Here is a 22740-nt window from a genome sequence, read left to right on the forward strand (position 1 = left end):
AATTAGTTAACCCCTTTCGGTTTTGTTTTCTTTGTTTGAAATCGCATGGGAATGTGAATATATACTTGCCCTTCATCCGCCATTTCAGAATTATAGGTACAAGAAAAGCCCAGCCCCTTCATCGTCTGAATTGTTTGTTCCGACAATGAAGAAGTTGAGCCGGTCTTAGTGAAAATCGAAATATGAACTTGAATATTCTCAGCCAGTGGATTGTTATCACCATAATGAGTGTCAGTTTGATTTAAGATGGAATAGATCAAGTAGGTATCAAAGTCCTGATTAGCTGGTGCCTTTACACCGAAAATGGCGGCATAGCCTCTATATTCATCAAGTTGAGCCGCCAAATTTTCGTTTTGTTCTAAAGCCAGAAGAATATCATCTCTCATGTTAATCATAAGCTCATGATCCTTCTCATGCCTTCAGTTAATGTCAAAGCCACACCATCTTTTGATTCAGCAATCCCGATAGTCATTGGCATTTGAGCAGACATTTTTACTGTGCCAAACTCAAGGAATTTCAATTTAAACCCTAGCCCTTTCCTTGCCCCTACTTCTACATAACGTTCTCCAAAATTGTTGGTTTTCGTCCGACTCACAATAATGTGATCTTGAAGGTGCTGATAGGTTGCGCTATTGGTTTTGGATCGATGGATATTATCAGCGATAGCATCAGCTAAAACTTCACCAGCTGTACGAAGCACTTTACCTTCCTGGCTTCTCCCTTTCTTACCAAGCTGATCGATACGATTACGCATGGAGATATTCATATCAGCTCCCACTATCCATCACCGCCTCTGTGATCACTTCTAATTCACGATTCATGCCTTCCATGTCGAGTATCCCTTTAATCTCGTAAACTTGTTTGATGGATTTATCAGGGTTTTTCTTAACAATTCTCATAGATTCATTCAATTCATCGTCATAACGCATTTTCCAATTCACTGTATGGATTGCATTAACCGCCTTAGCGTCAAAATACTCCTCAGCCTTCATCGGGACTTTATCAGCGAACTTCTTTTTAAAATCAATCCATGTATCAACCCATCGACCATCAGGATTACGAGTTGATTCCTTATTCTGAACATAAACCACATGACGATATTTGCCTGGTCTGATGGGCCGCATTAAAACCACCCCTTATAAGGGTAAAGCAGAGACTCAATAGAAAAAGGTATTTTAACAACCGATGTACCGACGATAACCGCTTCCCTATTTTCATAGAAATGGGAGACTAATAGGTGGATAGCTTGCCCAATGTCTTCTGGTAATGTTTCATATCCTGCTGTGTACTGAACTTTAAAAGCGTCAATAGGATATAATTCTACATCCGGCCATTCCACCAATAAGATTGCCGGTTCAGATTCGCTCACATAAAAATCTGTGACCTCTATAACGTTACCTTTTCTATCTTTCACACTCACTTTATCTATGGTTTGTAAGGGTGGATTAGGAATTTTAATCCGTTCTTTGCGCTCATCTAATATTAATTCATACGTTTTAACAGCCAAGGAACGACGAGTGAACTTTTCAGCGCTTCTTCTTGCAGCTGCAATGATCCGTTTCACCGTGTCATCCTCTTGCCCTTGATCTAGATGTAAATACTCTTGAGCATCAGCAACAGTAAGTGGTTCAGCCGTTGGCTCGGTGATCACTTTTACATGCATTATTCACCCTCCTGTCTAATAAAGGGAAAGATTTTACTCTTTGCCTTCTTCATTGTTGGGTGATTCTTCATTTTCTTTTAGCTGTTGCTCAATTTCTTCTTTCACACCTTTACGGTCCTTATCTGACTTTTCTTGCTCGAGAAGATCTTCCAACTCGGTTTTACTTAGTCCTTCTAAAGATTGAACAACTTCTTCCACTGTTCCTTCAAGAATGTTAGTTTTATCATCATTATCGTCAGGATTTTCCCCATTATTAGGTTGAGGTTCATAAGGGACATTAGGTTCAAGATCAGTTTTTTCAGCTATTCCTGCTGCAACCCAAGCAGCCCCGATCTCATCTGAAACGTCAAGGACATCTCCAATATTCTTAACACTATATTCTGATGCCATCGATACTCGCATTTTGATTTTCATTCACTTTCCTCCTTTTATAAAAAGAAAGAGAGGCGTTTAAGCCCCTCTATTATTATGCGCTGGCATTCTGCAATACTTTAACCGCTTCAGGTAAGATCAACTTGCCATCCACTCGTTCAAACATACGGAAACCAACTTGACCTGTTGCTGCATACAACTCATTTAGACGTTGCATAACACGTCCTTGACGATCTGCAATCCAGTAGTAAGAATAGTCACCGAAAGCCAATGGTTTGGCACCAGCTCCAAGAGCAGGAACATCATCACCTACATAAATAGGTCGGCTTAGCACTCGATCCGGTTCACCAGCTTGTAGTCCTGGTTGCCAGATATATTGTCCGTCGCTATCTTTCAGCTTGCGAACAGCTTTGACCGTACCGTCATTTGCCAAGAAAGAAGCATTACGACGATATGGACGCTTTAGGCTGTGATAAAGGTCAATGAAATCATCTGCAATGAGGGATGCAACCTGACCTGTGGCTGTTGTGTGACCAACTTGTGCTGATTGAATAACACCAGTTGGCTTTCCTACCCCGTCACCATTAATAAACGCTGCCTCTTCTAAGTTTCCGAATCGTTTAGAAAAGGAATTTAAGGCATAGTTATCAATATTAAATGCAGAATCATTTAATAGTTCCTCTGAAACCTTCATGATGGTACCCGCTTTATGAGCACTTAAGACCTTTTGAGAGAACGTTGCGTCACTTTCGGTGTATTGCTCTTTTTCACCCATCCAATTTGCTGTACCATAATCGGACTCAACAGGAATCTCACGGGAACCGCTCGAAGTAGTAATAACAGTAGCCAGTTGACGCATGATGTTTTGTTCTTCTAAACCCTGAATGAGTTTACGTTCGAACTCATCTGGCACAAGATAACCACCGTTTGCATCCGTACCAACAGCTAGGTTTCGAATTTGTGGATCCATAAGTAGAGAGACATCCTCATGGTTAAGTGCTTCTTTTCCATTACGGAACACTTTCCAGAAAGCATTGCGATATTCTTCTGCAGAACGACCTTGTTTTTGATCCATGTTTTGGTTCTGTGGTTCAGGACGGTGCGCTTGATGTACTGGCTGATCTAAATCATTTTCCAGACTAGTAAGTTTTTCTTCCCGATCAATAGAAGCTTTTAAGTTATCTACTTCATTCATGATGCGGTCATACTGCTGCTGATCTTCAGCATTAAAATCACGCTTTTCTTCTTCCGCTCGGTTTACCAAGTCTCGTGCTTGATTTACTAGCCTTGCTCGTTTTTCACGCATTTCGATAATTGTCATAACTATATGACCTCCTTGTTTAATAGCTCCAGTTTTTTCTTGCGTAAATTGTGCATATAAAAATCTTCTTCCGATTCACCATCGTCGTTAGAGGATTGAGTAACTTGATTATTTGGTTTTGGATCTTTTAAAACTTCATTCCGTAATTTATCGATGACCTGTTGAGGCAATAAACCGGAATGGTCAACACTTGCTACAAATTGATAATCTTGTTCAAACATAATCTCATCAATTAACTTGTATTCCATAGCTTGTTGAGGAGTAAGCCACGTCTCTTTGTCCATCATATCCAAGAGATCTGTTTCATTCATTCCGCTTTTAGCCATATAAGAGTTAGCAACTGTTTTATTAACATTTTTCAGTATTCCGGCTGTGTGTTCCATATCTCGGTAATCGCCACCCGCCATCGTAGCAGCATTATGGATCATAATTTGAGCTGTGGGTGACATCATTAAATTATTGACAGCCATTGCAATGACAGATGCAGCACTTCCCGCTAAACCAACGATTTTCCCTGTGGTGTTACCTGAATAATCCTTCAAGGCGGTATAGATCTCGGAACCATCAAACACCGATCCACCACCACTGTTGATATGCACTTCAACATCTTCACCATTCGCATCCTCCAATGCTGATTGGATTTTTTTTGGACTTGTAGCCTCCATATCTAGCCAGTCATAAATCCATTGGTGATTACTTGGGATAATAGGACCCTTCACATTGATTTTTTTCATTGTTTATCACCCCCTTTAAGCGCTGTTGTAATTGGAACCATATTTCCGTTTACCAAATACTCACCCCCGCCTTGTCCTTCAGGTAATGGATTCTGATTTTCCTTATCTCGGATCTCATCAGCGTTCAACCAGCCGTTTTGACGAGCAATCGCATACGCTTCATAACGACTTTTAATGTCGCCTCGTAACAACCCATCCACAAGAAATTCAGCGAAGTACTTTTTCTTCTCTTCCGGCCTAATCAATTGCATCTTAATAGCTTGTTCCCATCGAACGAGCCAAGGACGGATAGTGTGAACCACAAATTCAATGCCCTGGTGTTCAATATTGCTAAATGTAGCCTTCTCTAAATCTCCAATCATGTGAGGAGGTACACGGTAAATTCTAGAAATTTCAGTTGTTTGGAATTTCCTTGTTTCTAAGAATTGCGCATCTTCTGGCGGTATCCCTACCTGATGATATTTCAACCCCTGCTCTAAGATCATCAGTTTATGACTCTTGGATAATCCCGAATGGGCTTCCCTTGTATCCTCTTTGAAACGTTTAAACTGCTCATCATCCAATTGACCAGGGTACTCAATAATTCCTCCGGGTGTGGCCCCTTCACCGAAGAATCGCGCACCAAACTCTTCCGTCGCTTTAGCAAGTCCGATCGCTTCTCGATGCATACGAATGGGAGATTTACCAACAATCCCATCTCCTAATCCGGGAATATGAAATACTCGATGCCTGGGTAGCTTAAAGGACTTACCATCCGGTGTCATCGTTGTATATTCCAACTGCTTTGAACGTGGATTTCTTTCAACAATCGTTTGTGCTGGGTTTAATGGCCACAAAGCAATAGTACGACCAGCTCCATCGATTTCTTTTTCTGCAAATGCGTTTCCCCATGTTAATAGATGGTGTTGCATCAATTCACGAAAGGTAAATGCACTCATTTCTTCATTCGGCTGATCATGCAGCAGTGAATGCAGTTTATGATCTATTGCTTTCCCTTTACCTACTTCTTTTCTTTCGTACATAAACAGAGGTAAAGAAGCAATCGTTTCAAATATAACTTTTTGAGCTGCATATACCGCTGTACTGTTCATGGCATTCTCTTCATTGATGGAAACACCTGAATTTGTACGGGTTCCACCAAACATTCCAGATAACCATTCCGAAGGAGAACTTAATGTACTGGATTGATTCAATAACGTATTAAAAATCCCCATAAAATTTAATCACCGCCCTTCGGTTTGACCTTTTCGTTAGGAGTGTTCCTAGCCCCAAATAATCCAATTAAAAAAATCACCGTACCAATGATGACAAACATCAAGGGTGGTGATACGAGAAATAGGCCTATGCCCAATATAACAAGGCCTAAAATTATAAAAATATCCGATAAATCAGGCTTCACAAAGTTCGCACCCCCCTAAATTTATAAACAGAGTCAGTGGATTCACCCATAACAATGGCAGTAGCCATCGCATTGATCATCGCCACAGTTATATCAATACGATCTCTCGATTTGTTCTTCATAGGCTTAATGTTTTCATTACCGTCTGTGGCAATAACAACATTTCCCCAGCACCAACGTGCTACCGGATTGACCTCATGAGTGAACTCTTCCTTTTTCATCAGTCGTTCAATTGCTTTCATAGAAGGGCTCATATTTTTCATATTCTGTTGAATCTCAATGACTTCGACTCCCTCTTTCATCAATCTCTGACTCAACATCCGGCTATTCCATGGGTCAGTACCGAGCATTTGAAGATTATACTGCTTGCTAATATTAATCAATCTGGCTTCAACGAAGTCATAATCGACAACATCACCAGGAGTAGCAAACAAGTGCTTTTTGTTTACCCACTGATCATAAGGAACATGATCTCGTTTTACCCGTTCCCTCATGTTGTCTTCTGGTATCCATGCATCAAAAACCGCTCTCCACTCATCAATTCCTTTTTGAGGAGGAAATAAGTGACATGCAGCTGTGATATCGGTGGTACTTGATAAATCTAGACCCGTATAGCATTTTTTACCGACTAGATCAGATAAGTTCCATTTCCCGTCTGTTTTATCCCATAACGTCAACGGTTGCCAGCCAACGCTCTTCAAAGATATCCACTGATTTAATCGTAACCATCTGAATAATCGCTCTGATTTCTCAGAGTTTCTAGCTGATACAGCCTCTTGCCTAACACTTTCTATGTTGATGGTGTGCCCTAAAGATGGATTAGATTGAAACCAGACCTCTTCGTCAAATATATCTGCGTCCTCTGGGGCATAGAACATCTTCACATACCATGTCGGATCCACCAATTCACCATCAAGTATTTTTCTTGCCTGTTCATGAATTTCCCAGCCGATAGAGTTTCGGTCTGGATCATCTCCTGCTGTCGTAATGACCCACCAAATAGGTTCTTTACGAGCTGCACCTGCACCAAACGTCATGACATCCCACAAATCTCTATTTGGTTGAGCATGAAGCTCATCAAAGATAACAACAGTAGGGTTAATCCCGTGTTTGGTGTACGCTTCAGCAGACAATACTTTCATGGTCGTTCCAGTTTCACGATTGATGATTTCTTTTTTACTGTCTAAAACCTTAATTACACTTTCCAAGGCTTCATCTTGCTCAATCATGCCCTTAGCAGCTTTATAAACGAGCTCAGCTTGTTGACGGTCAGCAGCACAACAATAAATCTGCCCTCCAGGTGGATCGCAAACTAAATGATAAAGTGCTAATCCAGCAATCAACGAAGTCTTTCCATTTTTCTTCGGTACTTCAAGGTAGGAATATCGGTATTGCCTGTATCCAGATTCAGTAACCGTTCCGTAAACATCCCAAATGATTTCATATTGCCAGTCCAATAAAATAAACGGCTGACCATGAAAATCGTCAACCGCTTTTAGCATCTGTATAAATTCAATGGGTTCTAGAGCACGTTCTTTACTATGTGGCATTGTGACCACCAGAACGTTTATTCATAAATTGAGCCATCGGTGATTTCTTACTATCATCTTCTGGAGGAGATTTTGGAATGGCTTTTACTCTTGCTGTAGGATTCAAAAATAATCGATCTTCAATTTTCAGGAGCATGTCCCGGATCTGATTTAATTTCGTAGTCGAATTATGAATAGTTTTATAAATGCCTATTTCTTCCTCGATGCTTTCAACATCTTCTAACTTTTCTGTCAGCGAATCAATCTGTTTAGAGTAACTGAGCTCCTGGCTGACCATGTTGCAATATCGATTAATAATTCGTTCATCTAGTCCATCTATATACTCGATATGCTTATACAATTTTTTAAGCCTGAGAAATTCCTTGTGAGCAACAGGGTCAGATTTTACGACAGGAGATTCTTTAAATTTAATCCCTGTATAAAGCGATTGTTCCACTTTTTCCCGATGATCCAATTCTTTTTTTGTTCGATGGCTCTTTCCTTCCATTTTCACAAGTTGAACCGGTTTGCTCGATCTGCCTGCCATAAAATCACCCCCTTTAAAAATATTTCATTTTGGGAAAAAAACTCACGCGAAGGTGCCCCCACGGTCTGTAAAGAAATTACAGTAGGTATTTAGACCCCCTACCCCTTCTACAACCATTGTTTTTACATTTATTTACCAAATAAAAGTAGGAAAACGAAACAAAAAGAGAAGAAAAACACATTAAAACTTGCTTAGAAACGTTTATGTTTACTCTTACATTACAATCCTTTAGCTGTCTTACGACTGTGACATGGCTTACATAGGGCTTGATGGTTACTTGGTTCCCAGAACAGTTCACTGTCACCACGATGAGGACGGATATGGTCCACCTCGGTAGCAGGTACCAGTTGACCATGGGACCTACAGTGTTTACACAGTGGGTTGCTTCTCAAGAATACTTCTCTATACTTTCTCCACCTGTTGTCATAACCACGACGGTAAGCACTCTCTCTAAATTGATCATGTGTGTTACCTGATCCCTTATGCTCCTCACAGTAAGTTGTTGCAGTTAAGGTATTGCAACCTGGCTCACCACAAGGTCGGCTCGGTCTACGTGGCATGGTGGTTCTCCTGGATGGAGGTATCTGGATGAAGACCCCGGTGCCTTTCTTCTTTCCACCGGCGGTCTAATTCATTAACTTGTTCTCTCACTTCACTGATCTCACCGATGATCTCTCGACACCTGGCAACACATTTTCTCTTCTCACCCGGTAGCATATCTTTAGTGGGGAGGGTCTTTCTGTAAAGAGCCCATAGGTCTTGTTGTTTCTTGATGCCATCTCTAATTTGTTCAAGTTTACTCACGACAATCACAGGACCTGCACCTTGCTGAAGAATCTAATTCCTCGTCATCTGCAAGTAAAACAACCTTAGTCATAACATCACCACATTCAGGACATTCTTTGTTATAAGTCAAGCCGGATTTGCTACGCACATCCTCAAACTCTCTCAATGCACCAGTAGCCTTCTTCGCTTCACGTTGTACTGCTTTCAATCCTGTAAGTGCATCGGAACAATCTACGTCAATGCTGAGTTTGCCAGCACTTTTCTTCTTCGGAGTAACAGGTCTCCGTGGTGGTGTTTCTGTCATACTCGGTTTATCAATACTTCTTTTACCTTCGCTCGACTTATAGCCAGCCATGATCAACACTCCCTTTATATTTGTTTATCTCCATGCACTCCCGCCCCTGTGCTTTCTCCTATGGCCGACATCACTCGCTTACTTCGCTACGCAGCTACTAACCATAATCTTAGTGGAGATACATTACCCTTATATCCATAACGATTAAGCTGTTTCCCTAACTAACATGTTCCTATCTCTTAAGATGGCAAGCACTCTCCACATCACTTTAGGATTACCGGACTCAATACGATCAATGCTACCCTTCTTCACAAAAGCAACAGTCATAACTCCATCGCAATCTCCTATGATGTGAACCTGCAATACTCCCACCCTCTTATTTATTATTTTTGTATCAGCACCCTTGGCAGGAGTCGAACCTGCAACCGTGAGAATAGAAATCTCATGCTCTTTCCAGTTGAGCTACAAGGACATAAAAAGAGTCACTCACTACATCAGGCAATGTAATGAGTGACTATGCAAACGATGTAGCCACCACCTGGACCTAGTAAACAGATGGTGACCGTGCGTCGCGGCTTTTCCATGCCAACGACTAGACTTAAGATTGGTAGATCAACCAATGCTGACAGCTTTCCACACTATCAGCTGAAACAAGTCAACGTGGTTATACCAACACCGACGGGTAAATCGATGTGGTTAATTCTTTCATACTAGAATCATAACACCTTTTTAGTGAAATGTTCTGCCAAGAATCTGCCATCATCCTGCCATGAAAATTCAATCGTACTTTTCATTTTTGAGTTCATTTAGTCCAAAAATGAAAAAAGCCCACGCTGTCACCAAATAAGCAAATATCCGACTTATTGGAGATAGTTCAACATCAAAAACCGCATAAGCAATCGTGTTAAATATCCAAAGGGCTGCTGCTACAAAATAAATAACTGCAATCATATTCTACCCTCCTTGATTATTTATTACCAAAATATCTTTCTGCGATTTCTCTGCCGAATCCGACACCTCTCATATAGCCTTTCTCCCATTCTGTGTTATCCATATGGTTCATGGTGCATGTTTGGGTATAACAGGTGTAATGAAATTTGTTCAACGCCTTCTGCTGTTGTTCAAATTGATTCTGCAAAGCATAACGTTCATCTTCCCATCCGTTATTAACAAGCATTATCTTAGCTTCTAATTGCTGTTGTAAGGATTCAACTTTTTCAGCTTGCTCGATAAGCCAGTCTGTATGCTTTTTGGTGAATAACTCCCCTAAAATATCACCTAACTCCATGCGTATGTCGCCTTCCTCAGATACTTTGATCGCTTTGTTGTGTATTTCCTTAATAGCTTCTAAACGTTTCAGATCAATCATTAGAATCCTCTCCTTTTTTCGAAACTTACTTCTTTAATCCAATTATCAAATTCTCTTTGTGTCATGTTGTTTGGCAGAAATCTTTCAATCACTTCTGGAAATGGCCTCAACCAAACCTCTAATACTTCTTCTCCAACTTCTCTTTTACTAACTGTCCCAGTAATATTGTTCAAGTAATCTTCCTTTGTCATATTCCAATGTGTGGGACAGTCCACCACCGTAGAAAATCTACAATATAATCCATTGGGTTGTTGAGCTATAAATGCACCCAATGTTTTCACCTCCTTTGTATTTTGGCTAGTTCAACCATCACAGGTTGTAACGTGATAGTTCATTAATCGAATTCTGGTTCCATGCAATCAACGCATAACCTTCTGTGTTCTCCGCAATCTTCGCAAGGCTTTGTTTTACTCGCACCATATTCACAACCCATATGATACGGGGTTACAGTTCCATTCTTCTCCAGCCTTGCCACTTGAGTAAAATCCAAAGGTACTTCTCTGTTACATACACCGCACATTCTTTCACGCATTTATATCTTCCTTTCTATCGTTTTTTAGTAAGTGAGTTCACTACAATACATATTCTGTTGCACTGGTCTAAACGCTGAAAGCGTTGATGCTGTTACGTTTAAAGCATTTTATAAACTGAGCGCACTCCTAGCATTTTTATAGTGCGCTCATAAGAAAATAAAAAGAAAAAGGCTAGATTCGATATTTATCCATAGCCTTATCTAATGAATCCTGGTTGATGCCGATGTACCTTAGCGTGATCTCTTGGCTTGTGTGATTGAATAGTTCCTGCAGCAAGGCAATGTCCTTCGTCTGTTTATAGAAGTGATAACCGAAGGTTTTCCTTAGTGTGTGTGTGCCGATCTCAGATAAGCCTACATACTCTGCAGCTTCCCTTAAGATACGATAGGCTGTTGATCTGACAATAGGCTTGTTGTGTCCCTGTCGGCTCCTGATCAAGTATTCCTCATCGTTCAGTGACTTCACATAAAGCATTAGATCATTACGCACGTAACCAGGTATCTTGACGCGTTTTCTTTTCCGTGTCTTGGTTTCTTTGATGTCTACATGAGTACGTAGCAGGTTTTCCTTCTTCAGCTGCAGAATATCTGATATACGGAGCCCTGTTGCTATCCCTAACAGAAACAGGGCATAGTTCCTTTCATTCTTTTGCCGTAAGTACTCCTTCATCTTTTCAACCTTTACTGGATCTCGTATGGGCTCAACGAAGTTCATGCCTCTTTCACCTCCTTCTCATAAACTTCGATACGGAGCACAAAGGCCAGTTTGTAAATGGCTCTAGCCTTTAATCGGTAGTAATGACGTTCACTGTATCCCAGTTCGTTGTACGCCATGTAATCTAAGATGTCTTCGTGCTCCATGTACCTCTTAACGATCACGGACCGTTCCTTAAAGGGAAGACGGTTCACGGCATTTCTGATTCTATTCATGTATATCTGTTGCTCTTTCTCCAAGTCCATACGTTGAATTGCTGCACTTTCAGTGGAAGAATGGAATTGATTATTATTAGATGGTGGTGTGATCTTAAATTTTGCTGTGATTTGTGGTGTGAATTCGGACGGATCCATAAGCATGTACATCTGATATTTTTCTAGTGCAGCTTCAACGGCATCCTTTGTTTCATCACGATCAATCTTTGGAAGCTTAAAGTTTAGTTGATTTGTCATTCTTCCATCTCACCTCATCAAATAGTTGTTTGAGATATTCACTTGGCTGAATTGCTTTGGTTACACCAGCACGTTTATCTCGTCTGGCCTTATCAACTTTCCATTGCATGTCATAGGTCTGCTTTCTTGCCATTTTGTTTCACCACCCACCTATATAGGAGATACAGTGGCCAAAGAAACACCATGGCGATCAGAATAAACATATAGAAGTTCTCTTCCTCTTCCGTTTCATGTTGTGGATCGTCTTCAAGGAAACACAGCGCTAACCCAATGATTAGGTAAATCACAATTCCGACCATCACATACGCTCCTTTCTAATAAAAAAGAGCACCAACTACAGCTGCACTTGCAGCTTGTAATCAGTGCCCTGGTTGTTCCAGTAGCTTATTTGATTAGCCTTATCTTCGAAATGTTCAAAGGATATATCTTTCTACAAACCAATTATAAAAGTCGCTTAAGGATTCATAGGTTTCTTGTTTGTCGTTATCCAGTGCTTCTTCTCTTCTTTGGTTCAATTCATCAATGACTTCTGCTTTCAATTCCGCCCACCCCTTTTCTAAATGAGTCACTCATCTATCACAGTTTAAAACTCTGCTCCATTTTCCCGTGACATGGTTTCCCGCCTTGCCAGTTAATCGTTAGAGCTCCATATCCTTTCTCTGGAGCAGGAGCCTTAACAACCTCGCCATCTTTCACCACATATACCGCATCTTCATTCAGATCGATTTCCTCTTTCATTCCGACTCCTCCTGACTTATCTTCAGCAATTCGAATAGGTGGTAACTCTTCTTATCACTAATTTCCTTTTGGTTCTTCAGATCACTGATCTCATCAATAAGGTGAGCGATATTTCCTTTTAGAGCTTCGTTAGATTCTTGTTCACCTTCTAGCTGATGTTTCAAGTCCTTCATGTATTGATCATATTAAGCTTGCGGATTCTCCTGCTCAACTTTTTCCTGAACAGGAGTAACCGTCTTTTTTACTCTCTGATCCCTCGATTCCTTCTTTCTATATTTAGAAGAATAAGTGTAGACAGTTTTGATATTTGCACCGGTTTCAGCTGCAATCTCCTTTGGAGTCATATCCGTTTCTTTTAACAGTTTAATAGCTTCCTCATTAGGTTTTTTCGTTTTCAATACCGCTTCACCCTTTCGGACTTTATTCAATTCAAGAAAACTTTGTTTGTGAATTCCAGTAGCTTTATAGATTTCTGTCCATGGGACTTCACGTTCTTTCAAGAAATCAATATCGGACCACGTAAGGTCAGGACCCTTATCTAAAACCCTCTGATAATCACGCTCACCTACATTAAGCTGATCACCTAAGCTCCGAATCTCTTTTCCGATTGAGCATGGCATACAAGCTTTATTGTTATTATCGTTCCTGTGCTTGCATAAATTACAATGGCTTTCAAACAAATCATCTATTTTAGCAAGGGTATCCGCTCTACTCATGCTCCATCAACTCTGGGTTCTCGTATATGTTGCCGATTACTTTTACTGTCCCTGAATGCCCCCAACCTGAAACGCCTTCTGGGTGAAATTCACCGCTACTAAACATAACCTTTTTAATTTGCGTTCCACCTATGATCGGGTCAATGTAAACTGATTCGTAACTGACAATATCCCCTTCATAGATCTCCTTGCCGTTACAATCTTTAAGGCCTGTGAATTGCATGATTTCAAAGTCAGACATTCTTAATTGTTTGTATCCTGCATATTCAAAGTAAGCACCTATTACCTTTGTTTCAAAATTGATACTTTCTACTGCATTACTGCATAACAATTTATTTGTCGGCTTATACCAAGCTCGGAATTTAATTGGTCTCATAATCATCAACCTCACTTTCCAACTCATACCGCCGACCTTCCTCGGGTTCAGGTTCTAAGTGCTGCTTCATCTCGTGAATAGTGTCTCTGCAAAACCAGTAGATTTCGTTATCATTAGTTGCATCGGATATTATGCATAAAATTCTGTTCGCTCGTTCGACTGCCTTCTCATGACGTTCAATAAGATCATGCTGTTGTTTCGATAAATCAATTAGAAATTTGAAGTCGTCAATATCTAAATCGATCCTATCGTAAATACCGTGACCCTCTTGGTGCATAGACTTAAACATTGATTCCCATAATTCATCCACTCGCTTCATATCACTCATAAACATCCTCCAATTCATGAATAGCCTTCCTGACCTGATCAACAGTCAATCCCATTCCTTTTGCTTTTTCCATGAGCTTGATCCAATCATGAATTTCCTTCATGTAGGTTTCACCTTCCATCCTCTTCGCTTTTTAGCATTCAGTTCATCTTTCCTTAAGGGTTCATACACATGGACAGCTTGACCGTCCTCAAACCGAAACAGCAGGTACCATTTCGGCTTACGTTTTCTTTTCGCCATGTGATTCCACCTCGCTGATCTCAATTTCTACACGTGGCTTTTCGCTGTACCATTTACTAATAGTGAGATCGACTACCTGGCTATCATCTTTCCAGATCACTTTATTAAGAGCATCTTTGATTCCTTTAACATAATTATCGACATCGGGCTTGGTGATCGGTCTGTATAATCCCGCTTCCGCTTCATTCGTTCGTTTCTTGGAGAAACTTTTGAGCAGTGGCTTATACACTTTTACCCTAACGACTAACGGGCCTTCCAATAGATTATTAGGAGCATGTTGTGAAGCTACTAACTGAACATACCGCTTAAAATCCTTTGACTTCTTAGGATCGTATAAGATGGTCTTTCCGGTTGGTGACTTCCCAGCTCTAGGTCTGCCCTGGGCGACCGTTTCGCCCAGAACAGTGAAATTAATATCCATTGGCTTGCCTTTCGAAGTTCGTTGCATTCTTCTGCTTATAAGCCTCCATGATCTGATCCGATGTAAATCCAAGCTTTGCACCTAATGCTGTTACATGACTGATCACGGTCTGGAACATATTGAATTTATCCTTACCATATCCAAGCTGTGAAGCAGAGTTGAATATATCCCGGAAGAATTCCAACACAGTTTTATCATTAACCTGGACGATCTCAATTTCTTTAATTCCTAACTCCAAACCTACTGATGCAACAAAGTGAACAACGTCAATGAATTCTTCCAGGAGTGGGTTTTTATATTGCTTGTCCTCATCATTCATCGTTGGATGCACCAATACTTTGGTGTTTGGTCGCTGGTCCACCTTCCAGAACTTAAAGCATTTGTGCTCCTGGGCCATTTCTGCTAATTCGACTTGTAATGCTACGACCTTTTTAAGGAGACGATCTTCCCCTTCTTTACGTGGATGATTTTCTTCAATATTGGCATCCAGTTTCTGTTGATTCTTGAATATAAGCTGCCAATTCATTGACCCGCCTCCTTACATCGAATGTTGATATGAATTTCTTCAAGTTCAGTGAGGGTCATATCTTCCGTTTTCTTACCTAGAAAATCCTCAACATAACCCTTTTCCGCTAATTCCTGAATGAGATAGTTTTTCCGTTCATCAACCGCTCTGGATAGTATCATTCATGCACCTCCATTTTGGTGAATCGCTTCACACCTGATGGATGATCGTTCATGAACTCTTGTAAAGGCCTTACCCAACTGATTTCATCTTTGAAAGATTTATAGATTACGAGCTCTTCTTGTGTCTCATGATGAAGAGCAAGCCCCTGAACCATATATGTGTTTCCTTTAAAATGCTTGTAGAATTCACCTTTTTTAGGTCTCATCGACAACCTCCTAAAACCATTTATTATCATCGCTGTTCAAATCAACTTCCAACGCTCTGGCTACAGCTAACTTTCTTTTCAATTCGTCATATGTGAGTCCTTCGGTGTCGTTAAATCCTAATTTGTTGAGTTGCTCTATGATGTGGGCTGTTTTGTACTCCTGTTCATAGATCATGGCAACCTCCTAAATGTATCTGCATCCGAATTTTCGTTTAATCTTTCCTTTTCTTCCGAGATGGAACAGTGCTAAGAATATTTCATCAGCTGGACGTTTCTGTTTCCATGCGATCTGTTCCAGCTCCACACCATCGTTCCAATCGTCCTGGATCTCTTTCAGCTGCTTTTCTGGATAGCCGAATTCTAATTCCTCCAAGATGATTACGTTATTGCCTGTTTTCGGTAGGTAAGTGTTTTTAGCGATGGTGTTCATTCTTCAATCGTCCATTTGCCTTCAATCAATTCATGTAAGCAAAGGTTATCGCTAGATAGTTCCTTAAATTGGCCTGTGTCTAACGAGTGCTCAAATCTATATCTCAATTCATCGTTATGATGGTATGTGACTGTTTTCTTTTTACTATGAGCTATCATTGCTTCACCGAATGATACATATTTAGGTTGGATGCGCCACCTTTCATTTAGATAAACTTTGTTCATCCTTCTGGAATGTTCATTCTTGCGAAACTTATCACCTGATGGTGCGAATCTTAAGTCACCTGTTTGAGGAGCCCATTCAACCAAATCTCCTGATTCACTTTCCGCTATTTGACCTATCTTTAACCGATCAATAATCTGCCCTGTCGTTAGCCATTCACTCATTCACACGTCCTCCAATCCGAAACGCTGTTCGCTCGGTGTATCTAATGTTAGGAATGTTTTGAGTACCTTTTTTTCACTACCAGCGAAATTATCACTAACGAATGCATGCTCCCCCTCAACAGATACCACTTCCAGCAATCCCTTATGATACTCGTGAGTAACGATATCGTATGGCTTAATCTGTCCTGGTTCCCGATCAATAGCCTTCCAGCGTCTACGCTCTTTCTCTTGTGCGATTTCTTGGGGTGTGGCTTTGCGGAATGCTCCGATATAACCGCCCATTCCATTATCGGCGTGTAGACCATCTTCGACTAATTTAGTAACTTTTCCGATGTCCGCCTTGAATATTTTTTCAGCAAGCCCATGTACAACCCAATCCCCCACCTTGAAAGGTTCCTCTACGGTGTACCATCCGCATAAGAGTAAAGCGAATTGTTCAGGGGTGAAGTTGTTTAACGATTTAAAAGCACCCACCCATTCTGTCTCAGGATTTATAAAGTCTATAAACAACAGGTCATAACTGTTGAATAAATCTAACGCTCCTGATTGCTCTTTCGTAATCACCAATTTATCAGTCATACAGATGCAGCCTCCTTTTGATCGAGATACTCTTGTATTCTTGCTCGTACTTTTTTTGATTCTTCTTGAGCAATCTGTCTGCATACTTCGTTTGGACAAGGCATAACGTATATTACAGACTGATCGTAGTCGTAATATCCGCCTCTTCCGTGGCATATATCGCACATATTAAAACGCCTCCTGTCTTCTGTAGTCGTCGCCCTGCAATCGAATTCCAGTAGCGCCATTCATCATTCTGGAGATAATGCGAGGGCCATTATTGCCGTACTTTTCTTGGAGATCACGTTCTGAATAATTCGTGGTGCAGATCGTTGCTTTATTCAATCTCATATCAAACACCTTAAACAGCACATCTGATGCCCACGTTTCATGTCCAGTATCGTTCGTCTTCACGTACTCTGATCCAATGTCATCTAAGACGAGAAGATCTAAATCGGCTGCCATTTCGAAGATTCGTTCCTCTGATACATTGGAATGCTTGTTGTATGAAGCTTTGATATGATCTAGGAAGTCTGTAACCTTGATGTATAAAACTTTCTTCTGTTGACTGCGAACAGCTTTAGCGATCGCATATGATAAATGACTTTTGCCTAGACCAGGGTCCCCACTGAATACAAGTGACTGACTCGGCTTTTCTTCAAATTCCTTAACAAATTTAATCGCTGTTTGCTTTGCTTTGATCTGAGAATCATGTTTAGGAACATACGAATTTACAGAAGCCCTTTTGAGGTCATCAGAAACTTTCTCGAAACTGGCGATAAAGTTATTCGCTTTACTTTGTTCCAATTCTTCAAGATAAGGAAGTTTCAAATTTTTCTTTAGCTCATCATCCGCACATTTTTTACAGGCTCCCATTGGCCCCCTGGGAGTTTCATAGATTTTATAGAGAGACCCGCATGTTTCACATTCCTTCTCCCCTACTTCTTGCAACACCTTACCGGCGATTTCCTTAAATGATTTCACTACTGGACCTCCTAAAAGGCATCGGCATCGGGGTCATATCCATTTTGTGACTTTCCTTTACTACCTTTTGCCTGATCTACTTCTGCAGCAGTCAATAAAGATTCGTTTTCCCAATTCCTCAGAATGCCTTCAACATAATTTAAGCGACGTTTATTGTTTGCACATGCAATTTCTAATGCTTTTATAATCATTTCTTTTGGATATTGAAAATTAGAATCATCCAACCACGACAACAACTGATGTTTTGCATTTGTATTATTCAGGCCAAATCCATTTACGTCCCAGAACTGAATAACATCAGCAACGTCTTGTTCTTGTAGTTGTTCTTTCTCTTTATCTATATCTAATTCTCTTTCTAGTTCTTGTTCTTCTTCTGGTGCGTTACCTTGAGTTACATGTAACGTTACATCGTCTTTTGGTTGTTCTAGCTTCTTTTTTTGACGATGTTTGGCTACTCTTTTACGGTTCTGTTCGCGTATTTTTTCTAATCCAGCAATGTTCTGATGCTTCTCCCAATTGGTTATTCGGATAAACGATTTATCGTCAATGTGAATCATTCCGAACTGTTGGAATGTGTCCAGCGCCATTCTTACTGTATTTATTGGGCGGTTGAAGATCGTTGCCAGCATTTCATCGCTGTAAGGTATCCGTTCACTTAAGAAGATGTATCCGCTGGCATTGACCTTTCCTGCTTGAGCAATTAACTTGATCCAGATTACTAGAAGAGTGTCTGCATCTGGCATCTGTTCAATCAGCTTGATCTTTTCATCCTCGAACATGTGTGTATTCAGCTTTATCCACTTTACTTCGCTCACATGATCCCCTTTCTTTCATTTTCATGCATAAAGCTTGTCCTTTTTGATATAATAGGAATATAAAGTATTTTCTCAGGAGAGCTTTTAGGTGCTGGTGACCCCTAGGCTTTTTTTATTTCATTCAGCATTTTATCCGCCACTCTGATTGCATCTTCCAAACTATCAGTGAGAGATAGATATTGTGGCATAGTCAGAGATTTCAACCCGTGACAGTTCTTATAATGGTTTAACTTAGCCTTTAAATTAGTGTGAAAGGCTGTATTGTAAGCTGTTCTGAACTCGCCCCATGCTTTGGCAAAAGTTAGTCCTTCTTGCTGGGCGTACCTCTTCACCATCCCATTCAACCGCTGCTGTAGATCTCCGATAGCATCAATCCGGTCAATGTTATCCAAACGATGTGTGATGACCTTATTCTCTTTCTTAAGCTGCTCCTGATCTTCCCTTACTTGCTTCAAGGATTGAGCTTGCATGATAATCAAATCTTCAATGGATTGTGGTTGCTGTTTACGATGTTTCTTTTCTACCTCAATGAAGTATTTGCGAATGGCCCGTCCCAGTTCATTGTTTTCTACCATAGCAATTTCTTTTCCAGTATCCAGGGTTAGAAGGTAATCAATCTTCGGTCTTCCATATTCACTTTTCACCGAAATTGGGGAAAAGTCTTCACCTTCAATGAATCCGTAATTTTCAATGCGATTCTTTATCCAAGTAGAAAAGTCTTTACCTACCATCATCTGATCATGCAATTCTCTGGCATTCACAAATTTTTCTTGGTATTCATTTTCATAAACAGGAAGCATTTCATTAGCGATCATCTTCATTTGATTCATTCCCTGCCTCCTCCTTTAATTTGATAATGGCCTTTCTTCCAGTGATCTTAGATAGATACCATCCTGGATAGTTATGTTTCACGTAAGCTGCTATATAACGCTTGAATAACTTCCCTCGGTTCTTAGATCCTTCTGTCATCCATTCATAATGATGAGGAATGGCAACCTCTCTTCTGGTCAACTTCATTTGATTACCTTCTTTACTGTGGTAAAATGGAGATAATCTTATTCGATAAAGTCTCCAATAAATATACGGAGGTCTTTTTCGTCCAATCGACCGGCAATTTCATCTGCGACTTCTTTACACTGAGTTACGCCTTCGGAAGCTATTAACTCTGTATGGATCGTTTTGAAATTGCCTTTTTCTAATGGGATGCAAAAATCAACCTCATAAAACACACATGCTTCACCTACCTTCTGATGTGTGAACACATCGTTGAGACCAGGAACGCCGGACTAATTCAGCATTCTTGTGAATGGGTAAGGTCGCCATTCCTAGCCTCAACGACAGGTTCACCACGCCTGTCGCAGTATTGATTGAAACAAGTCATCAATGGTATAATATTTTTACTAGATACTCGCCGTCTAAGAGTTGGAGCTCTTGGCGGTATTTTTTTGATTAAATTTCATATTGTACACTTCCTATAAATTCACCAGCTGATGATATAAAAAAGATACAGACCCGATTAAGCAGATATAGATTTTCACATTTTGCCAATCAATCTTCATATCTTCACCTCTACAGATGCTGTATAAATGCCATGAGCATTGAGTTTATATTCCGCTAATTTTTCTAAGCGCTTACGATCTTCAATGATTTTTTTGTTTCTTAACTCGATTAACGTATTCGCTGTGTTTATCATGTCGCTGGCGATCTTCTTTGTATTCTCCATATCTCCTTGTGTAAAAGCCTCATTCAGCTTATCCGATAATTTCCAGAAACACTTGGTTTCCCTGACTGCTTGACTCACATCGCTAACAAGATAATTATCTAAGTTATTCACTTGTTTAAGCCTCCCTCAAGGTCTTTTGTTTTTCGAGCCATTCATATAAATCCTTTTCAAACACTCGCCTAAATACTCTAGATTTGGATTTATTAATTTCAAATGCAGGGAAGTCTTTCCAAGACATGATTTCCCTGGCATGATCCTCTCCGCATTGAAGAATTTCAGCAACTTCACTCGGTTTTAAAATTTTCATTTTTTCACCTCTTGTTTACTTATAGTGAACAAATTGATTAAAAAAATTCTTGAACAGAACAATCTAACTTTTCCGCTATGCGTGTTAGAAAGTTAATGGACGGATTTACATGACCGCCTTCTATTTGTGAAATGTAGGAACGGCTTGAATTAAGGGATTCAGCTAATTGTGATTGAGACATGCCCTTAGCTTTTCTAAGTTCTTTCAATCGGTGACCCTTCATGGTGATGACCTCCTTTTGTTTGTTATTTGTAAACTTTATAATTTTATACTACACTATTGTTTGTTATATGTAAACATTGTATCAAGAAAAAATTTCATGTTTTTTGTAGTTCTCGTTAAGTAATATTATAATTGTAAGGGTAAATTTACGTGGGAGGGTGGAAAGTAATGGAATTAGATGAAAAGATTGGTCAAAGATTAAAAAAGGAAAGGAAGAAAAAAGGATACACACTTAGAGAGGCAGGTAATCGACTGGGTAAAAGTCACTCATACATGAGTCAGATAGAGAATGGAAAGATTCCTAGCTTACAGACATTAGAAAAATTATGTGCGTTTTACGATATAGAGTTATCATCCTTGTTTGGCAAAGAAGCAGAGAAACCAGAGGGATTAGACGTAGAGTGGATCGCATTCAATGAAGAGTTAAAGAAAGAGAAGATCACACCACAAGAAGCTAGAGAGTATATAGAGATAGTTAAAACATTAAGAAAATTAAATAAAAATGAGTAAATTGTCGTAAAATGTCGCTATTTTTAACCCCCTCGATTTCAAAATATTATAGAAATTGTAAGTACAAAGATGTATAATTAAAGCATGTTACGAACAAGCGTTCTTACATCAAGGGGGTACATAGAGAAATGTTCATTTATACTGAGCTACTGGAAAAAGGTGTTACTATCAAGGATGGAGATATGGTGTATATTGGGGTGAGGGAGGAATGATTTCCTCTCTTTTTCTTATGGAGGTGACATTATGAAAGGGTCAATAAAAAAGCGCGGGACAACCTACTCTATCCGTGTAGATGCTGGAACAGATGCAAATGGAAAACGTAAACAGATCAGGCGTAGTGGTTTTAAGACGAAGAAAGCAGCACAAGAGAAAATAAACGAATTGCTTTACGATCTTCAAAGTGGGAAACAACTCTTTAAAGAGGACATCACTATCCAGGAGCTGTTTGCTAAATACGACCGGATCATTTTGAGCCAGTCTAATACCCGAACAATGGAAGCATATCGTGAAGGGTACAAACGGTTCATGAAGTATTTGAAGCAGGATACCTTAACTCATATTAAACCGTATCATTTACAGGAAGCATACAGTGAAATGTTAGATGAATATAGTATCCACTCTCATAACAACTCAGTAACAATTATTTCACATTTATTTGAGTTCGCCGTTGACAATGAATTTATTCAGAAGGATCCCCACAAAAAGATCAAAATGAAGAAAGTGCCAAAAACTGAAATAGATGTATGGACTGAGGAAGATATAAATAAGTTTATGAACATTTGTCATGATGATTTATATTCACGCACCATGTTTGCTCTAACGCTTCACACAGGTATGAGGAAAGGTGAAGTACGTGGACTGATGTGGGATGACATCGATTTATCAGAAAAGGTTATTCATATAAAAAGGCAACTTGCACCAGCTAAATCACAGTTTAATGAATGGATACCACCAAAAAGTGAGTCCTCCAGGCGACCAATATATATTTCAAACTACCTGGTAAACTTACTCAAGAAATACAAAAAACATGCCTGGCATCCTAATATCAGTAATGGGGTATTTTCGAATGAAAGGGGAACAGCTATAGCCACTAAAACGATGAGCGATCGCTTGGATAGATATGCTTTTTGTGCAGGAATAAAACGGATCAGGTATCATGATTTAAGGCATACACACGCTACTATCCTTATACAAAAAGGTGTAAACATAAAAGTAGTGAGTGATCGTCTAGGTCATAGTGATATATCCATTACTCTAAACAAGTACACTCACTTTGACGAAAGTTCTAAACGTGAAGCTGCGGAAGTGTTCGAATCCGTGACCGTTTCGTGACCACCCCTTACACAAAACCCTTGATGTAAAGGGATAATCCAATGTAA

The 22740-nt window shown here is 39.9% G+C and carries 47 protein-coding genes and 1 tRNA gene; 2 read left to right on the forward strand and 46 right to left on the reverse strand.

Annotation, left to right across the window (positions count from 1 at the left end):
* Nucleotides 1-2 precede the first annotated feature (2 nt).
* The 46 genes from G6R08_RS02990 to G6R08_RS03205 all read right to left on the reverse strand — a co-directional run bounded on the left by G6R08_RS02990 (nt 3) and on the right by G6R08_RS03205 (nt 20852).
* Nucleotides 3-395 (reverse strand): hypothetical protein, encoded by a 393-nt coding sequence (locus G6R08_RS02990; protein ID WP_163526615.1) that lies wholly within the window; start codon nt 393-395, stop codon nt 3-5.
* Nucleotides 392-766 carry an HK97-gp10 family putative phage morphogenesis protein gene (locus G6R08_RS02995; RefSeq protein ID WP_163526616.1) on the reverse strand — a complete coding sequence of 125 codons (375 nt, stop codon included), beginning with the start codon at nt 764-766 and terminating at the stop codon, nt 392-394. The genes G6R08_RS02990 and G6R08_RS02995 overlap by 4 nt, the downstream gene beginning before the upstream one ends.
* 1 nt (nt 767) lies before the next feature.
* Nucleotides 768-1124: a phage head closure protein gene (locus tag G6R08_RS03000; protein ID WP_163526617.1), complete on the reverse strand. Its 357-nt coding sequence runs from the start codon at nt 1122-1124 to the stop codon at nt 768-770.
* On the reverse strand, nt 1124-1663 hold the full coding sequence (locus G6R08_RS03005; RefSeq protein WP_163526618.1) for a head-tail connector protein: 540 nt from the start codon (nt 1661-1663) through the stop codon (nt 1124-1126). The genes G6R08_RS03000 and G6R08_RS03005 overlap by 1 nt, the downstream gene beginning before the upstream one ends.
* Nucleotides 1664-1696: 33 nt before the next feature.
* Nucleotides 1697-2077 carry a hypothetical protein gene (locus tag G6R08_RS03010; protein WP_163526619.1) on the reverse strand — a complete coding sequence of 127 codons (381 nt, stop codon included), beginning with the start codon at nt 2075-2077 and terminating at the stop codon, nt 1697-1699.
* Between the two features lie 52 nt (nt 2078-2129).
* On the reverse strand, nt 2130-3356 hold the full coding sequence (locus G6R08_RS03015) for a phage major capsid protein (RefSeq protein WP_163526620.1): 1227 nt from the start codon (nt 3354-3356) through the stop codon (nt 2130-2132).
* Between the two features lie 2 nt (nt 3357-3358).
* Nucleotides 3359-4090 (reverse strand): head maturation protease, ClpP-related, encoded by a 732-nt coding sequence (locus G6R08_RS03020; RefSeq protein ID WP_163526621.1) that lies wholly within the window; start codon nt 4088-4090, stop codon nt 3359-3361.
* Nucleotides 4087-5304 (reverse strand): phage portal protein, encoded by a 1218-nt coding sequence (locus tag G6R08_RS03025; protein ID WP_163526622.1) that lies wholly within the window; start codon nt 5302-5304, stop codon nt 4087-4089. The genes G6R08_RS03020 and G6R08_RS03025 overlap by 4 nt, the downstream gene beginning before the upstream one ends.
* A gap of 181 nt (nt 5305-5485) precedes the next feature.
* Nucleotides 5486-7039, reverse strand: coding sequence for a terminase large subunit (locus G6R08_RS03030; RefSeq protein ID WP_163526623.1), 1554 nt, complete (start codon nt 7037-7039; stop codon nt 5486-5488).
* Nucleotides 7029-7565 carry a P27 family phage terminase small subunit gene (locus G6R08_RS03035; protein WP_163526624.1) on the reverse strand — a complete coding sequence of 179 codons (537 nt, stop codon included), beginning with the start codon at nt 7563-7565 and terminating at the stop codon, nt 7029-7031. The genes G6R08_RS03030 and G6R08_RS03035 overlap by 11 nt, the downstream gene beginning before the upstream one ends.
* A gap of 218 nt (nt 7566-7783) precedes the next feature.
* Nucleotides 7784-8125: an HNH endonuclease gene (locus G6R08_RS03040; RefSeq protein WP_163526625.1), complete on the reverse strand. Its 342-nt coding sequence runs from the start codon at nt 8123-8125 to the stop codon at nt 7784-7786.
* Nucleotides 8115-8378 carry a hypothetical protein gene (locus tag G6R08_RS03045; RefSeq protein ID WP_163526626.1) on the reverse strand — a complete coding sequence of 88 codons (264 nt, stop codon included), beginning with the start codon at nt 8376-8378 and terminating at the stop codon, nt 8115-8117. The genes G6R08_RS03040 and G6R08_RS03045 overlap by 11 nt, the downstream gene beginning before the upstream one ends.
* On the reverse strand, nt 8362-8706 hold the full coding sequence (locus G6R08_RS03050) for a hypothetical protein (protein WP_163526117.1): 345 nt from the start codon (nt 8704-8706) through the stop codon (nt 8362-8364). The genes G6R08_RS03045 and G6R08_RS03050 overlap by 17 nt, the downstream gene beginning before the upstream one ends.
* Before the next feature lie 144 nt (nt 8707-8850).
* Nucleotides 8851-9009, reverse strand: coding sequence for a hypothetical protein (locus tag G6R08_RS03055; RefSeq protein WP_163526627.1), 159 nt, complete (start codon nt 9007-9009; stop codon nt 8851-8853).
* A 35-nt stretch (nt 9010-9044) separates the two neighbouring features.
* Nucleotides 9045-9118: transfer RNA gene (locus G6R08_RS03060), tRNA-Arg, on the reverse strand.
* 305 nt (nt 9119-9423) lie between these two features.
* Nucleotides 9424-9597 (reverse strand): hypothetical protein, encoded by a 174-nt coding sequence (locus G6R08_RS03065; RefSeq protein ID WP_163526628.1) that lies wholly within the window; start codon nt 9595-9597, stop codon nt 9424-9426.
* Nucleotides 9598-9613: 16 nt separating this feature from the next.
* The gene (locus tag G6R08_RS03070) at nt 9614-10015 is read right to left on the reverse strand and encodes a hypothetical protein (protein ID WP_163526629.1); all 402 of its coding nucleotides are present in this window, start codon (nt 10013-10015) and stop codon (nt 9614-9616) included.
* Complete coding sequence (locus tag G6R08_RS03075) at nt 10015-10287, reverse strand: hypothetical protein (protein WP_163526630.1); 273 nt, start codon at nt 10285-10287, stop codon at nt 10015-10017. Before G6R08_RS03075 ends, G6R08_RS03070 begins: the two co-directional genes overlap by 1 nt.
* 432 nt (nt 10288-10719) lie before the next feature.
* Nucleotides 10720-11262, reverse strand: a complete 543-nt coding sequence (locus tag G6R08_RS03080; protein WP_163526631.1) for a tyrosine-type recombinase/integrase — start codon at nt 11260-11262, stop codon at nt 10720-10722.
* On the reverse strand, nt 11259-11714 hold the full coding sequence (locus tag G6R08_RS03085) for an ArpU family phage packaging/lysis transcriptional regulator (RefSeq protein ID WP_163526632.1): 456 nt from the start codon (nt 11712-11714) through the stop codon (nt 11259-11261). Before G6R08_RS03085 ends, G6R08_RS03080 begins: the two co-directional genes overlap by 4 nt.
* Nucleotides 11692-11847 (reverse strand): hypothetical protein, encoded by a 156-nt coding sequence (locus G6R08_RS03090; RefSeq protein WP_163526633.1) that lies wholly within the window; start codon nt 11845-11847, stop codon nt 11692-11694. The genes G6R08_RS03085 and G6R08_RS03090 overlap by 23 nt, the downstream gene beginning before the upstream one ends.
* Complete coding sequence (locus G6R08_RS03095) at nt 11825-12013, reverse strand: hypothetical protein (RefSeq protein WP_163526634.1); 189 nt, start codon at nt 12011-12013, stop codon at nt 11825-11827. Before G6R08_RS03095 ends, G6R08_RS03090 begins: the two co-directional genes overlap by 23 nt.
* A gap of 114 nt (nt 12014-12127) precedes the next feature.
* A complete protein-coding gene (locus G6R08_RS22215; protein ID WP_275897919.1) occupies nt 12128-12253 on the reverse strand; it encodes a hypothetical protein in 126 nt (41 codons plus the stop codon).
* 37 nt (nt 12254-12290) lie between these two features.
* Nucleotides 12291-12452 (reverse strand): DUF3954 domain-containing protein, encoded by a 162-nt coding sequence (locus G6R08_RS03100; protein WP_163526635.1) that lies wholly within the window; start codon nt 12450-12452, stop codon nt 12291-12293.
* Complete coding sequence (locus G6R08_RS03105) at nt 12449-12625, reverse strand: hypothetical protein (protein ID WP_163526636.1); 177 nt, start codon at nt 12623-12625, stop codon at nt 12449-12451. Before G6R08_RS03105 ends, G6R08_RS03100 begins: the two co-directional genes overlap by 4 nt.
* A 12-nt stretch (nt 12626-12637) precedes the next feature.
* On the reverse strand, nt 12638-13168 hold the full coding sequence (locus G6R08_RS03110; RefSeq protein WP_163526637.1) for a zinc-finger domain-containing protein: 531 nt from the start codon (nt 13166-13168) through the stop codon (nt 12638-12640).
* Nucleotides 13161-13571, reverse strand: coding sequence for a YopX family protein (locus G6R08_RS03115; protein ID WP_163526638.1), 411 nt, complete (start codon nt 13569-13571; stop codon nt 13161-13163). The genes G6R08_RS03110 and G6R08_RS03115 overlap by 8 nt, the downstream gene beginning before the upstream one ends.
* Nucleotides 13531-13872, reverse strand: coding sequence for a hypothetical protein (locus G6R08_RS03120; RefSeq protein WP_163526639.1), 342 nt, complete (start codon nt 13870-13872; stop codon nt 13531-13533). Before G6R08_RS03120 ends, G6R08_RS03115 begins: the two co-directional genes overlap by 41 nt.
* 99 nt (nt 13873-13971) lie before the next feature.
* On the reverse strand, nt 13972-14112 hold the full coding sequence (locus G6R08_RS21940; protein ID WP_205439386.1) for a hypothetical protein: 141 nt from the start codon (nt 14110-14112) through the stop codon (nt 13972-13974).
* A complete protein-coding gene (locus G6R08_RS03125; protein WP_163526640.1) occupies nt 14093-14533 on the reverse strand; it encodes a RusA family crossover junction endodeoxyribonuclease in 441 nt (146 codons plus the stop codon). Before G6R08_RS03125 ends, G6R08_RS21940 begins: the two co-directional genes overlap by 20 nt.
* Nucleotides 14523-15059, reverse strand: coding sequence for a dUTP diphosphatase (locus G6R08_RS03130; RefSeq protein ID WP_163526641.1), 537 nt, complete (start codon nt 15057-15059; stop codon nt 14523-14525). Before G6R08_RS03130 ends, G6R08_RS03125 begins: the two co-directional genes overlap by 11 nt.
* A complete protein-coding gene (locus G6R08_RS03135) occupies nt 15056-15220 on the reverse strand; it encodes a Fur-regulated basic protein FbpA (RefSeq protein WP_163526642.1) in 165 nt (54 codons plus the stop codon). The genes G6R08_RS03130 and G6R08_RS03135 overlap by 4 nt, the downstream gene beginning before the upstream one ends.
* Nucleotides 15217-15426: a DUF1653 domain-containing protein gene (locus tag G6R08_RS03140; RefSeq protein ID WP_163526643.1), complete on the reverse strand. Its 210-nt coding sequence runs from the start codon at nt 15424-15426 to the stop codon at nt 15217-15219. The genes G6R08_RS03135 and G6R08_RS03140 overlap by 4 nt, the downstream gene beginning before the upstream one ends.
* Before the next feature lie 10 nt (nt 15427-15436).
* Entirely contained in the window at nt 15437-15601 is a 165-nt protein-coding gene (locus G6R08_RS03145) for a hypothetical protein (protein ID WP_163526644.1), read from the reverse strand.
* A 9-nt stretch (nt 15602-15610) separates the two neighbouring features.
* Complete coding sequence (locus G6R08_RS03150; protein ID WP_163526645.1) at nt 15611-15856, reverse strand: hypothetical protein; 246 nt, start codon at nt 15854-15856, stop codon at nt 15611-15613.
* Nucleotides 15853-16242 carry a hypothetical protein gene (locus G6R08_RS03155; RefSeq protein WP_163526646.1) on the reverse strand — a complete coding sequence of 130 codons (390 nt, stop codon included), beginning with the start codon at nt 16240-16242 and terminating at the stop codon, nt 15853-15855. The genes G6R08_RS03150 and G6R08_RS03155 overlap by 4 nt, the downstream gene beginning before the upstream one ends.
* Complete coding sequence (locus tag G6R08_RS03160) at nt 16243-16821, reverse strand: hypothetical protein (RefSeq protein ID WP_163526647.1); 579 nt, start codon at nt 16819-16821, stop codon at nt 16243-16245.
* Complete coding sequence (locus G6R08_RS03165) at nt 16818-16988, reverse strand: hypothetical protein (RefSeq protein ID WP_163526648.1); 171 nt, start codon at nt 16986-16988, stop codon at nt 16818-16820. Before G6R08_RS03165 ends, G6R08_RS03160 begins: the two co-directional genes overlap by 4 nt.
* A 1-nt stretch (nt 16989) precedes the next feature.
* Nucleotides 16990-17784 (reverse strand): ATP-binding protein, encoded by a 795-nt coding sequence (locus G6R08_RS03170; RefSeq protein ID WP_163526649.1) that lies wholly within the window; start codon nt 17782-17784, stop codon nt 16990-16992.
* 11 nt (nt 17785-17795) lie between these two features.
* Nucleotides 17796-18599 carry a phage replisome organizer N-terminal domain-containing protein gene (locus G6R08_RS03175; RefSeq protein ID WP_163526650.1) on the reverse strand — a complete coding sequence of 268 codons (804 nt, stop codon included), beginning with the start codon at nt 18597-18599 and terminating at the stop codon, nt 17796-17798.
* A 101-nt stretch (nt 18600-18700) separates the two neighbouring features.
* Nucleotides 18701-19429: an antA/AntB antirepressor family protein gene (locus tag G6R08_RS03180; RefSeq protein ID WP_240339639.1), complete on the reverse strand. Its 729-nt coding sequence runs from the start codon at nt 19427-19429 to the stop codon at nt 18701-18703.
* Nucleotides 19404-19616 carry a hypothetical protein gene (locus G6R08_RS03185; protein ID WP_163526651.1) on the reverse strand — a complete coding sequence of 71 codons (213 nt, stop codon included), beginning with the start codon at nt 19614-19616 and terminating at the stop codon, nt 19404-19406. Before G6R08_RS03185 ends, G6R08_RS03180 begins: the two co-directional genes overlap by 26 nt.
* A gap of 38 nt (nt 19617-19654) precedes the next feature.
* Entirely contained in the window at nt 19655-19828 is a 174-nt protein-coding gene (locus tag G6R08_RS03190) for a hypothetical protein (protein WP_163526652.1), read from the reverse strand.
* 326 nt (nt 19829-20154) lie between these two features.
* Entirely contained in the window at nt 20155-20433 is a 279-nt protein-coding gene (locus G6R08_RS03195) for a hypothetical protein (RefSeq protein ID WP_163526653.1), read from the reverse strand.
* Between the two features lie 4 nt (nt 20434-20437).
* The gene (locus G6R08_RS03200; RefSeq protein WP_163526654.1) at nt 20438-20629 is read right to left on the reverse strand and encodes a helix-turn-helix domain-containing protein; all 192 of its coding nucleotides are present in this window, start codon (nt 20627-20629) and stop codon (nt 20438-20440) included.
* Nucleotides 20630-20666: 37 nt separating this feature from the next.
* Nucleotides 20667-20852: a helix-turn-helix domain-containing protein gene (locus G6R08_RS03205; RefSeq protein WP_163526655.1), complete on the reverse strand. Its 186-nt coding sequence runs from the start codon at nt 20850-20852 to the stop codon at nt 20667-20669.
* A 167-nt stretch (nt 20853-21019) separates the two neighbouring features.
* Here G6R08_RS03205 and G6R08_RS03210 point away from each other — a divergent pair, with 167 nt between their 5' ends.
* Together G6R08_RS03210 and G6R08_RS03215 are read left to right on the forward strand one after the other, a co-directional pair.
* Nucleotides 21020-21361, forward strand: a complete 342-nt coding sequence (locus G6R08_RS03210) for a helix-turn-helix domain-containing protein (RefSeq protein ID WP_163526656.1) — start codon at nt 21020-21022, stop codon at nt 21359-21361.
* Nucleotides 21362-21604: 243 nt separating this feature from the next.
* The gene (locus G6R08_RS03215) at nt 21605-22693 is read left to right on the forward strand and encodes a site-specific integrase (protein ID WP_163526657.1); all 1089 of its coding nucleotides are present in this window, start codon (nt 21605-21607) and stop codon (nt 22691-22693) included.
* Nucleotides 22694-22740 lie beyond the last annotated feature (47 nt).

This window comes from Halobacillus ihumii (assembly GCF_902726645.1).
Taxonomy (GTDB): Bacteria; Bacillota; Bacilli; order Bacillales; family Halobacillaceae; genus Halobacillus_A; species Halobacillus_A ihumii.

Coding starts and splice junctions, on each gene's coding strand:
- G6R08_RS02990 (WP_163526615.1), bottom strand. CDS start 395: ATGATTAACATGAGAGATGATATTCTTCTGGCTTTAGAACAAAACGAA.
- G6R08_RS02995 (WP_163526616.1), bottom strand. CDS start 766: ATGAATATCTCCATGCGTAATCGTATCGATCAGCTTGGTAAGAAAGGG.
- G6R08_RS03000 (WP_163526617.1), bottom strand. CDS start 1,124: ATGCGGCCCATCAGACCAGGCAAATATCGTCATGTGGTTTATGTTCAG.
- G6R08_RS03005 (WP_163526618.1), bottom strand. CDS start 1,663: ATGCATGTAAAAGTGATCACCGAGCCAACGGCTGAACCACTTACTGTT.
- G6R08_RS03010 (WP_163526619.1), bottom strand. CDS start 2,077: ATGAAAATCAAAATGCGAGTATCGATGGCATCAGAATATAGTGTTAAG.
- G6R08_RS03015 (WP_163526620.1), bottom strand. CDS start 3,356: ATGACAATTATCGAAATGCGTGAAAAACGAGCAAGGCTAGTAAATCAA.
- G6R08_RS03020 (WP_163526621.1), bottom strand. CDS start 4,090: ATGAAAAAAATCAATGTGAAGGGTCCTATTATCCCAAGTAATCACCAA.
- G6R08_RS03025 (WP_163526622.1), bottom strand. CDS start 5,304: ATGGGGATTTTTAATACGTTATTGAATCAATCCAGTACATTAAGTTCT.
- G6R08_RS03030 (WP_163526623.1), bottom strand. CDS start 7,039: ATGCCACATAGTAAAGAACGTGCTCTAGAACCCATTGAATTTATACAG.
- G6R08_RS03035 (WP_163526624.1), bottom strand. CDS start 7,565: ATGGCAGGCAGATCGAGCAAACCGGTTCAACTTGTGAAAATGGAAGGA.
- G6R08_RS03040 (WP_163526625.1), bottom strand. CDS start 8,125: ATGCCACGTAGACCGAGCCGACCTTGTGGTGAGCCAGGTTGCAATACC.
- G6R08_RS03050 (WP_163526117.1), bottom strand. CDS start 8,706: ATGGCTGGCTATAAGTCGAGCGAAGGTAAAAGAAGTATTGATAAACCG.
- G6R08_RS03065 (WP_163526628.1), bottom strand. CDS start 9,597: ATGATTGCAGTTATTTATTTTGTAGCAGCAGCCCTTTGGATATTTAAC.
- G6R08_RS03070 (WP_163526629.1), bottom strand. CDS start 10,015: ATGATTGATCTGAAACGTTTAGAAGCTATTAAGGAAATACACAACAAA.
- G6R08_RS03080 (WP_163526631.1), bottom strand. CDS start 11,262: ATGAACTTCGTTGAGCCCATACGAGATCCAGTAAAGGTTGAAAAGATG.
- G6R08_RS03085 (WP_163526632.1), bottom strand. CDS start 11,714: ATGACAAATCAACTAAACTTTAAGCTTCCAAAGATTGATCGTGATGAA.
- G6R08_RS03090 (WP_163526633.1), bottom strand. CDS start 11,847: ATGGCAAGAAAGCAGACCTATGACATGCAATGGAAAGTTGATAAGGCC.
- G6R08_RS03095 (WP_163526634.1), bottom strand. CDS start 12,013: ATGGTCGGAATTGTGATTTACCTAATCATTGGGTTAGCGCTGTGTTTC.
- G6R08_RS03100 (WP_163526635.1), bottom strand. CDS start 12,452: ATGAAAGAGGAAATCGATCTGAATGAAGATGCGGTATATGTGGTGAAA.
- G6R08_RS03105 (WP_163526636.1), bottom strand. CDS start 12,625: ATGAAGGACTTGAAACATCAGCTAGAAGGTGAACAAGAATCTAACGAA.
- G6R08_RS03110 (WP_163526637.1), bottom strand. CDS start 13,168: ATGAGTAGAGCGGATACCCTTGCTAAAATAGATGATTTGTTTGAAAGC.
- G6R08_RS03115 (WP_163526638.1), bottom strand. CDS start 13,571: ATGAGTTGGAAAGTGAGGTTGATGATTATGAGACCAATTAAATTCCGA.
- G6R08_RS03120 (WP_163526639.1), bottom strand. CDS start 13,872: ATGAGTGATATGAAGCGAGTGGATGAATTATGGGAATCAATGTTTAAG.
- G6R08_RS21940 (WP_205439386.1), bottom strand. CDS start 14,112: ATGGCGAAAAGAAAACGTAAGCCGAAATGGTACCTGCTGTTTCGGTTT.
- G6R08_RS03125 (WP_163526640.1), bottom strand. CDS start 14,533: ATGGATATTAATTTCACTGTTCTGGGCGAAACGGTCGCCCAGGGCAGA.
- G6R08_RS03130 (WP_163526641.1), bottom strand. CDS start 15,059: ATGAATTGGCAGCTTATATTCAAGAATCAACAGAAACTGGATGCCAAT.
- G6R08_RS03135 (WP_163526642.1), bottom strand. CDS start 15,220: ATGATACTATCCAGAGCGGTTGATGAACGGAAAAACTATCTCATTCAG.
- G6R08_RS03140 (WP_163526643.1), bottom strand. CDS start 15,426: ATGAGACCTAAAAAAGGTGAATTCTACAAGCATTTTAAAGGAAACACA.
- G6R08_RS03145 (WP_163526644.1), bottom strand. CDS start 15,601: ATGATCTATGAACAGGAGTACAAAACAGCCCACATCATAGAGCAACTC.
- G6R08_RS03150 (WP_163526645.1), bottom strand. CDS start 15,856: ATGAACACCATCGCTAAAAACACTTACCTACCGAAAACAGGCAATAAC.
- G6R08_RS03155 (WP_163526646.1), bottom strand. CDS start 16,242: ATGAGTGAATGGCTAACGACAGGGCAGATTATTGATCGGTTAAAGATA.
- G6R08_RS03160 (WP_163526647.1), bottom strand. CDS start 16,821: ATGACTGATAAATTGGTGATTACGAAAGAGCAATCAGGAGCGTTAGAT.
- G6R08_RS03165 (WP_163526648.1), bottom strand. CDS start 16,988: ATGTGCGATATATGCCACGGAAGAGGCGGATATTACGACTACGATCAG.
- G6R08_RS03180 (WP_240339639.1), bottom strand. CDS start 19,429: ATGAATCAAATGAAGATGATCGCTAATGAAATGCTTCCTGTTTATGAA.
- G6R08_RS03185 (WP_163526651.1), bottom strand. CDS start 19,616: ATGAAGTTGACCAGAAGAGAGGTTGCCATTCCTCATCATTATGAATGG.
- G6R08_RS03200 (WP_163526654.1), bottom strand. CDS start 20,629: ATGAAAATTTTAAAACCGAGTGAAGTTGCTGAAATTCTTCAATGCGGA.
- G6R08_RS03205 (WP_163526655.1), bottom strand. CDS start 20,852: ATGAAGGGTCACCGATTGAAAGAACTTAGAAAAGCTAAGGGCATGTCT.
- G6R08_RS03210 (WP_163526656.1), top strand. CDS start 21,020: ATGGAATTAGATGAAAAGATTGGTCAAAGATTAAAAAAGGAAAGGAAG.
- G6R08_RS03215 (WP_163526657.1), top strand. CDS start 21,605: ATGAAAGGGTCAATAAAAAAGCGCGGGACAACCTACTCTATCCGTGTA.